Source organism: Desulfobulbus sp., from assembly GCF_030824455.1.
Taxonomy (GTDB): domain Bacteria; phylum Desulfobacterota; class Desulfobulbia; order Desulfobulbales; family Desulfobulbaceae; genus Desulfobulbus.
The window spans coordinates 1-8539 of record NZ_JAVBXR010000054.1 but is presented as its reverse complement, the minus strand read 5'-3'; the positions used below and the strand labels follow the sequence as shown (position 1 = coordinate 8539).

The 8539-nt window shown below is 54.2% G+C and carries 8 protein-coding genes; all 8 read right to left on the bottom strand.

All coding sequences use genetic code 11. The features are described 5' to 3' along the window. Positions 1 to 49: 49 nt before the first annotated feature. The gene (locus RCH93_RS07845) at positions 50 to 211 is read right to left on the bottom strand and encodes a hypothetical protein (RefSeq protein WP_306547791.1); all 162 of its coding nucleotides are present in this window, start codon (positions 209 to 211) and stop codon (positions 50 to 52) included. Next, the gene (locus RCH93_RS07840) at positions 201 to 1442 is read right to left on the bottom strand and encodes a hypothetical protein (RefSeq protein ID WP_306547790.1); all 1242 of its coding nucleotides are present in this window, start codon (positions 1440 to 1442) and stop codon (positions 201 to 203) included. The genes RCH93_RS07845 and RCH93_RS07840 overlap by 11 nt, the downstream gene beginning before the upstream one ends. A 438-nt stretch (positions 1443 to 1880) precedes the next feature. Then, on the bottom strand, positions 1881 to 2384 hold the full coding sequence (locus RCH93_RS07835; RefSeq protein ID WP_306547789.1) for a hypothetical protein: 504 nt from the start codon (positions 2382 to 2384) through the stop codon (positions 1881 to 1883). Beyond that, the gene (locus tag RCH93_RS07830; RefSeq protein ID WP_306547788.1) at positions 2384 to 3316 is read right to left on the bottom strand and encodes a helix-turn-helix domain-containing protein; all 933 of its coding nucleotides are present in this window, start codon (positions 3314 to 3316) and stop codon (positions 2384 to 2386) included. The genes RCH93_RS07835 and RCH93_RS07830 overlap by 1 nt, the downstream gene beginning before the upstream one ends. A 156-nt stretch (positions 3317 to 3472) precedes the next feature. Further along, positions 3473 to 3715: a hypothetical protein gene (locus RCH93_RS07825; protein ID WP_306547787.1), complete on the bottom strand. Its 243-nt coding sequence runs from the start codon at positions 3713 to 3715 to the stop codon at positions 3473 to 3475. Positions 3716 to 4324: 609 nt separating this feature from the next. Then, on the bottom strand, positions 4325 to 6004 hold the full coding sequence (locus RCH93_RS07820; protein WP_306547786.1) for a hypothetical protein: 1680 nt from the start codon (positions 6002 to 6004) through the stop codon (positions 4325 to 4327). Positions 6005 to 6225: 221 nt separating this feature from the next. Further along, positions 6226 to 7200, bottom strand: a complete 975-nt coding sequence (locus RCH93_RS07815) for an MBL fold metallo-hydrolase (RefSeq protein ID WP_306547785.1) — start codon at positions 7198 to 7200, stop codon at positions 6226 to 6228. A gap of 99 nt (positions 7201 to 7299) precedes the next feature. After that, positions 7300 to 8539: DEAD/DEAH box helicase (locus RCH93_RS07810; RefSeq protein WP_306547784.1), on the bottom strand; the 1240-nt coding region annotated here is incomplete at its 5' end.

Genomic DNA, 8539 nt, shown 5'->3' with positions numbered 1-8539 from the left:
AGACGCCAATGTCGCCGTAGCGTGCGGGTCATGCCAACTTCGGGAGTTGTCACTCCCTGAAAAACGACTTAACCGAACCATAAAAGGGAAATCCGGCCAAGACTGTCACTGATTCAGGGTCAATGCCGAATGCTTTCAATACTGCGACAACCTCCTGGAGAAATCCGGTGTCTTCCGCTTGCTGTATGAACACATTTGTCTCATCGCTCATTGAATTGTTCCTCTAATATTTCGATCTCTTCTTGATAATTAAGTCGTGCATTATTGTTTGATTGTTCATCGGGCGTTCTTTTATGAAGTTTTCCCACATCTACATACATCCATTTGCTATTATCTTCCTTGCCGGCCACCTCGATCCCGCAATAGTGGGTAATAATATATTTGGTGGAGCGAGCACCAGGATCTTCAATAACTATCTCATAAAGCGACTTCCCTTGGTCATTTTCTTTCATCCGCCTATAGGCGGGCAAGCCATCAACCGGTTCGACAAACTCTTTTCTCGCGGCGACATATCGTTGTATCGATTCATTGTCACAGCCGAATTTGCGTTCGTGGATTTCCCCCTGGATGAGCGAAATAAGTTCCAACAGCAGGTCGGTTTGCAACAGGGCCACGATCTTGGGGTTCGCCGCATTGAATTCCCGCGCCTTGAGCGAGGCCTGCCATTTACCCGGCAATTCCCACAACCATCTGCTCAACTGGCGGGCACGTGCTACATGCTCAGGCATCATTGCCAACCGCTGTGCTGAGCCAATCTTTTTATAACTGTAAAACCCTTTGCAACGTTCATAAGAAAAGACCAGAGCCGGGTAATCCCGCAAATAATGCTCCTCCTCCATCTGCTTGTCGGCAAAGGGCCGGGTAGCCATGGTTTCCAGACAAAACCACCATTGATCAAGGAGCCATCGCATCTTGTCGGACGACTCACCGGAATTTAGACCCAGCTGCCATCTTCCCTTTTTTGAATAATGGCTATGAAACCAGACGTTCTGCCAGACGCCGATTTCACCGTCGTTTTCAGGAAGCTTTTTAGAGCCCTGGGAACAAATGGCCCATTGCAGGGCGTTGGCAGGATACATGACGAACAGGTCTGGGTGGATCACCGTGGTCAGCGCTTGGCGGAAACCGTTAAGAACCTGTCCACTGACATAGTACTCCTTGGCTTGCAGATGGGCGTTGTCCTCGCCCATCCAGGTGGCCCGCTGATTGATATACGCCGTTATGCCAGCGATGACGGCGATAACGATGGCTGAGCGTATGCGCTTGCGATCATCGGCCCGCCAGAATGGTGGATCCATTGTGGCGGTTTCCTTGGAGCGACTGGCCCGCCACGTTGCCCCACACCAACGCGCCGCCATATAGACCCAATAGGCTGCGGCGACGTACAAGGAAATCATTGCCAGCACCGCACCCAGCCAGAACATCCCCATCAGAAAATGCATTCGCTCCTCACTTGTGAAAGGAAATCAGCACGTAGGTTGGGGTGAGGAACGAACCCCAACAACATCATGCTCTCTCGGCGCGCGGCCCCAGTCGCTGGCGCTCCGGCGTTCCGCTTGGGGGATATGCCGCGAGAATCCTGTTTTGATGAGCATCCCGGTCTGGAGTAGTCCGCGTCCCCTGGCGGCAGGGTCCACACCGCATGCAGATGTTGAGGCAAAATCACTGCGTCGATGGTGAAGGGATGCCGCTCTTTCACCATGCCGACAACCTTACGGAGGACGTCAATGTAATCTACCAGCAGGGACGGGCGCCGTTCGGCAAGATTCACGGTGAAAAAATAGGCGCCGCCATCAACCCTTGTGCGCCGGTATCGCATTGTGTTTCTCCGGTCTCATGACACAACGTTGGGGCTCGTTCCTCACCCCAACCTACCTTGCTCAGCATCCTTCCATTTGCCTGCGTTTCATGGGCAAGGGTTCAATGGCAAAGATGCTGCTGGCCCCGGAATGATCCTTGAACAGAACTTCTGCCTTGACATCATTGCGTTCGACTGGATTGGCCAACTGCAGATTGATGGTGAGCACTCCGGGCTCCACCTCGCTGAACAGCCATTTGACAATTCCGGTTTGCGGATCATAGGTGCTGTAGCCGGGGGTCGCGTTGTGGATCGCCGTATGTGGCGGAAGGTATTGGACAACAATAACTGCAGCCGGTTTTTGTTGAGGAACCGTGATCTGGTATCGAATGCTTGCTCCGGTCATTTTATAGCGGCCAGCCATCTCTTGAGCTATGACAGGAGTAAGCATGCAATCAATGTGAAAACCGGACAACAAGAGTAAACACGCGATGACCATTCTCTTCATGATCTGAAGTCGATCAGGTAACGTGGCCTTATTGTTGAGATAAACTTTAACGAGTAAAAGCTTGAACAAATGTCTCATCAGAAAATCTCCAGCTTTTTGTGGTCCTGGTTCCATCGATATCCGCGACCTGCCCAGATGGCCTTGATTTCTTCCATGTCGATGCCGGGACGAATTCCATCGGGGAAAAGATCGTACGCTGAGAGCATTTCGTAATCGTCAATGCGATTGTCTCTGTTTTCATCAGCCCAATGAAAGAGTGAGACCTCTATGACGCTCTCACCCTCGATTGGCGGTTCCTGTGCGCCACGCCGGCCAGCGACGATGCTCCCTGAAAAGAGGATCTGTTCCCCTGGGTGCACCTGCTGTGGTTGAATAAGATAGACAATAGTTAGTGGTTGTTGTTCGGCCTGAACGACCCATTTAAGTTGCGGCGATGTCTGATGCGAATTGACGCTGGTAGGGTAAGATGCCAAAAGGATACATTTGTCGGGGAGGTTCTCCCTGAGCATGAATGATCCGGTTTTGGGAGCAGCAGAGAGCCTGATTATAATCGGAAAGGGCTGTTCGGGCAGGCAATGGCGGGGCAAGTGACGCAGTGCGCTGACTGTGAACGGCGTTGAGTTTGACCATAGTCGCCAAGAGAGGGAAAGAGCCAACAGGGCAAGCAGGCCCGCAGCAGTTGCCGCCCACCTCTGCCAGAGAAAACGGCGACGTAAAACAACTGGTGGTGGCGTCGATTCAAGCCCAACTTGTTCACCGGCGAGTGAACTGAACTCGACGCTGCTGACATCAGCCGATTTTACAAGTTCTTCAAGGGGTACCTCAAGAACTTCTGCGAGTTTCAGGGCGTTGTCTCGTTTGACGGTAGGGGAGCGGTTGTTTTCCCACCGGGAAATAGTCTCACTGGATACCTCAATAACAGTTGCAAGATACAACTGGGTGAGCTTTCGTTGTTCGCGCAACCGTCGCAGCCGTTTTCCGTCAAGTAGAATAGCGTTATCATTATCCATTCTGAAATGGTATCAGATAGGTATGAATGTATCCAATTATTCCCCGACAACTTTGGTCGAAAATTAATGGGGGAAGGTGAACGAATGAACAAAGCAGAGAAATTCCGCCTTGATTGAAGCGCCAAAGAGCTTCAATCAAGGCGTCGTTGCTATAGGTCAGCACCCTTCGAAATCTTTTTGAATTTTATTTGATTTTTTGTCATATTTAACCTTTTGATTTGGTTCGTAAATTCCTGTTTTGTCAGGGACTTCGATCGTTTCTCCTTTGGCGTTTTTTATTGTGACATTCTGTTCCGTCATGCTCACGACTTCATAGCCTTTCAGATATTGAGCGTAGACAATACTGGTGAACGAAACCACCAACACGGATGCGACAGCTAATGCAGCGATTTTTTTCATTTTTCACCTCTTTTGTTTGATTGAGTTAAAAGTACCCCTGGTTTTTTCATGAACGCTTAAAAACCAAGGGAACCGTGTACAAGAGGCCGCAGCTTGTTCCTCTTTGCAATAAAAGTAGAGCAAACAGAACCGTTTGCCACTCTACATCAACCCACATCAATAGATGTTGGGCTTATGGGACACTAAAAATAACAAAAAAGCCGCTTCCCCGCTGGGAGTCGGCTTTTTTTGCGAGACCTATAAATTTGACTGCTGTTTTACTCTTTGGAAGGAAGGTGGTCGGGTGTAGGGGCCATCGTCACTGAGCCGGGCGGCGAGGGTTGGGGCCGGATGAAGGGGCAAACTGTCTGAGCGCAGCGAGCGCCGGTTGGACCAGCCAACCCGCTGTTTGCCCCGCCGGTTCCGAGCCTTGGCGATCGGGTCGTCTCTGTGACGTGGCTGCCCTTTCTTTAGCGGTGTGGCGCAGACCACAGGGCGGGTTCTTTTCTTTGGGCACGCAAAGAAAAGAATGGGAAGACTGCAAGGATTTCCTACATTTACATCCGAGATGCATACACTGTCACCGAAACTCACAGTGTATTGTTAGCGAATTGTCGCTTTGATTGTTTCTTATTCACGTCGCAGCTTATTCGAGATCCAAACGCACCCTGCAAGCAGGGAAACCACGATGACAGAAAGAACAAATGCAACCAGACCGGTCCATTGGGTCGCCAATTTTGGATACGAGACTTGCAAAAATGGGCGAATTACTAGATCTGCCAAGCCAGCTGCTCCCACGAACCCGAACACAACCGCTAGCCAGCGATCCATGTGGGCCCGCTTCTTCTCCGTCCGATATCGGCGTTCGTCCAAATACCATCTGGCCTGCTCTTTGCTTGATGCTATGAGCCCGATGGTACCGGCAGCCTCCATCAAGTAATCAAGGGCCGAGGTGATTTCTCCGGCTTGGCTAGAATGGTGGATTACGGATTCAGCCGTTGCTAGAACTTCGTAAGCGTCAATCAGATGATCATCGGAGGGAGGGGAACTGGCAGTCGCGCATGCGCGCGCGATTCGTAGGTTATGATATTCGAAATGCTCCGCTCTCGCCTGATTCTCTAAGAGATGAGCCCTGGTGTTAGCATCCTCCCACACGTTGTCCGGCGAATTAGCTAATCTTAGCCATGTCCAAAGGAGGAGGGCTCGATTCCCATGAAAGCAGTAATCTCCGAAAGGACGTAAATCGGGAGGCAATGCTGAAGGCTCCCTGATGGCAGAAGATCGCATCAATACACGCGACATCGACGGGCCGAATCTCGTCAGTAACGCATCCTTAGTATTTGGCTGGTCGCGAAATCGCATCAACGAAATCGAAGGGCGGCCTTGCCACAGTTGTATCCGTCGGAGCCGGTTCTCTTTCTCTGCCGCTCTCGGCGCAACCAGACTTGTGACGGCACCAAAGTAGATTGATCGACAAAGGTCAATAGACGCCTCCCAATCCGCTTGGCCCTCGGAGCCGGCGATTTGGTGCAGCATCCAAAATTCCCCACCAATCTCAAAGGATTGCCCATCCTTTTCAAGGGATTCATCGACCACTGCCTGACTCGTTCGACGCATTTCCTTCAGGAGTTTCCTTTGCTTTCTGCCGACGACCTCTTGGCCACCAATAGTGAACTCGCCCTCATACGCATCAGGCAGGATTTGTTGGGCATCCATTCGCTGCAGGTCCGATTGGACCCAAACGTGATCGAAATACTGCTGAAAGAGGTTGACGACATCTTGAATGAAGTCAGCCTCCTCAAGGATTTCCCAGGTGGTGTCGAGTTGGAAGCTGACGGTCAAGATTCCATCAGAATAGACTTTGAGCCAGGGATAGACGGAAAGAGTCCAGTCATCTCGATCCAGCACCAGCGGAGGTAGGGCAGCACGGAGATGAAGCGGAATCTGCCTCGCTTCTGCGCCCTCGATTCGTTGTTCATGGAAAGAAAGCTCCAAGCAAAATACAAGTTCCTCCGCTATCCGAGGTGGTAAGTTCTCGCTAAATTTCACCGTCCACTGGGAATCCCATTGTCGGCCTTGGGGTTGAAGCCATTCGAGCTGAATGTCGCCTTTCGCATCAAGGTAGAAACACTTCAGATCTGAGAAGCAAACAGTTCGGGCTATCCCTGAATTGAGAAGATTCGTTGCAGTCTTGAGCAGATCCACGTCGGTCGCCACAAGGCCTGCAGTATAGTTGTAGAAGCAATTGACCTGGTGCACTTGCAGTTCGGTCGGGTACGGCTTCATCAAGTGAATTTCCGGCATGGGCATTAGGTTCGTTCTATAAAAGGCACGCTATCAGCTTTCTAACAGTTTAATTAAAGGGAAATTTTCCGTCATATTGTTCATTATAGATGGACATATTTTCCGATTATCGTTCTATTATTCTGAAAAAAGGAAATGTTTTGTTGTTTAGTATCCTCTTATTACATTCCAGCTCGGATTTTTCATATTTGGGCATTCCGGGGACAGTATAGTGAATCGTTCTCCCTCTATTGCCCCGTTGCCTTAGCCAGCGGCGCAAACTCCACCGGAACCCAGGCGTAGCTTCCCTTGCCCTCGGCGCGGACATGGCCGATGCCGGGGAAGGGCAGGTGCATCCCGGCGACCAGGGAGCCGCTTGCCGCCATCTCCTGCATCAGCGCCTTGCGGGTGGCAATGGCCTGCTTCTGATCAACGTCAAACTCGATCGATACGCCCGGACGGGCAAACTGGACGGCGTGGGAGTGGACCACGTCACCCCAGATCAGCAGTTTTTGTCCTGCGGATTCCACCGCATAGGCGGTGTGACCGGGCGTGTGACCATTGGCCTTGACCGCCCGGACGCCCGGAACCAGCGCAGCCCCATCCTGGAACGTCTTCCATCGGCCAGCGGCCAGATACGGCGCAGCCGCGTCGCGGGCCATCTTGAAGTAGGGCTGCCGCTCCTTGGGCATGCCCTCGGCCACCTTTTCGGACAGCCAGAAGTCGTTGTCCGTCTGCGAAACCCAGACCGTGGCATTGGGATAGAGCGGCTTGCCGTTTTCGTCGTTGAGCCCGCCCATGTGGTCGGCGTGGAGATGGGTGATGATGATGGTGTCCACCTGGTCCGGCGCGAAGCCGCTGGCGCGCATGTTCTGGAATGTGAATCCCAGCGTCGGGCCGAACAGTTTCGAGGCGCCGGCGTCCACCAGCACCAAGTGTTCGCCGGTGTTGATCAGGTAGGCGTTGACTGCGGTCTGCATCTTGGGATTGCCGACAAACATCCGGGCCAGCAGCCGGTTCAGGTCGGCTGGTTTGGCGTGGTGGAGCAGTTTTGCGTCCAGTTGAATGGCGCCGTCGTACAGGGCGGTGATCTCAAACTGGCCCAGTTGCATCCGGTAATAGCCGGGAACCTGGTTGTGCGCCAGGGGAGCCTGGGCGTGGGCAGGGAGGTTGAACAGCAGGCATGCGGCAAAGAACAACAGGAAGGGCAGGGGTTTGAACATGGCGTCTTTCCTTAATGGAGATTGTAGGGGGAATTGCCGGGAATATACCAATCTTCAGCCGGGGTGCGCCAAGTTTTTTGGTTCGCGCGCCCCCTTTGCTTACGGTTCGCGGATCAGGCGCAGCAGTTCGTCGGCTGAGATTTTGGCGCTGGCGTCGGTTTCGTCGAGCAGGCTGTCGGCCAGATCGCGTTTCTCGGCGTGCATGCGCACGATTTTTTCCTCAATGGTGTTCTGCGCCACCAGCCGGTACACGGTCACCGGGCGTTCCTGGCCGATGCGGTGGGCGCGGTCCGAGGCTTGATCCTCCACCGCCGGGTTCCACCAGGGATCCATGTGGATGACGTAGTCGGCGGCGGTCAGGTTGAGCCCCAGTCCGCCGGCCTTGAGGCTGATGAGAAAGAGGTCGCCCTGGCCGGCCTGAAAGGCCTCAACCTCGCTTTGCCGCTCCTTGGGCGGGGTGGAGCCGTCGAGATAGCGGTAGGGGATGGAGCGCGCGTCCAGGTATTCGCGGATCAGGGCCAGGTGGCCGACAAATTGGCTGAACACCAGGGCCTTGTGGCCGTTTTCGAGCAGCTCCGCGACCACCTCGCCAAACAGGGTCAGCTTGGCGCCGACCAGCGGGCTATCGGGCACGAGCAGCCGGGGATGGCAGCAGGCCTGGCGCAGTCGGGTGATCTCGGCAAGAATGCGCATCGGCTTCTGGCCGGGCGCGCCTGCTTCGGCCTCGATCCGTTCCAGGGCCTTCTGCCGCAGGGCCTCGTAAAAGGCGGTCTCCTCCGGGCTCAGCTCCACCTGCAGCACCACCTCGGTGCGCGGCGGCAACTCTTCCAGCACCTGGGATTTGAGACGGCGGAGGATAAAGGGCTGCACCAGTTTTTTCAGCCGCCGGCCGGCCTCGCGGTCGTTCAGCCGCTCGATGGGTACGGCGAAACGGGTGTTGAACCGCTCTTTTGAACCCAGCAGTCCGGGATTGATGAAATTGAACAGGGTCCAGAACTCGCTCAAATAATTTTCAATCGGGGTGCCGGTGGTGGCCACCTTGAATTGGGCCTTGAGGTGCATCGCGGCCTGCGAGCGTTTGGTGGCAGCGTTCTTGATTGCCTGGGCCTCGTCGAGAACCACGGTCTGCCATTCCACCGAGGCGAGCAGGTCCGACTCTTGGTGGAGCAGGCCGTAGCTGGCCACCATCAGGTCAAAGGGGCCGAGCTCGGCCACCTGGGCGGCGCGGTCGGCCCCGCCAAAGGGGATGAGCTTGAGGGTGGGGGCAAAGCGCCGGGCCTCGCTCAGCCAGTTGGCGCAGACCGAGGTGGGGGCCACCACCAGGGTCGGGCCCTGGGGG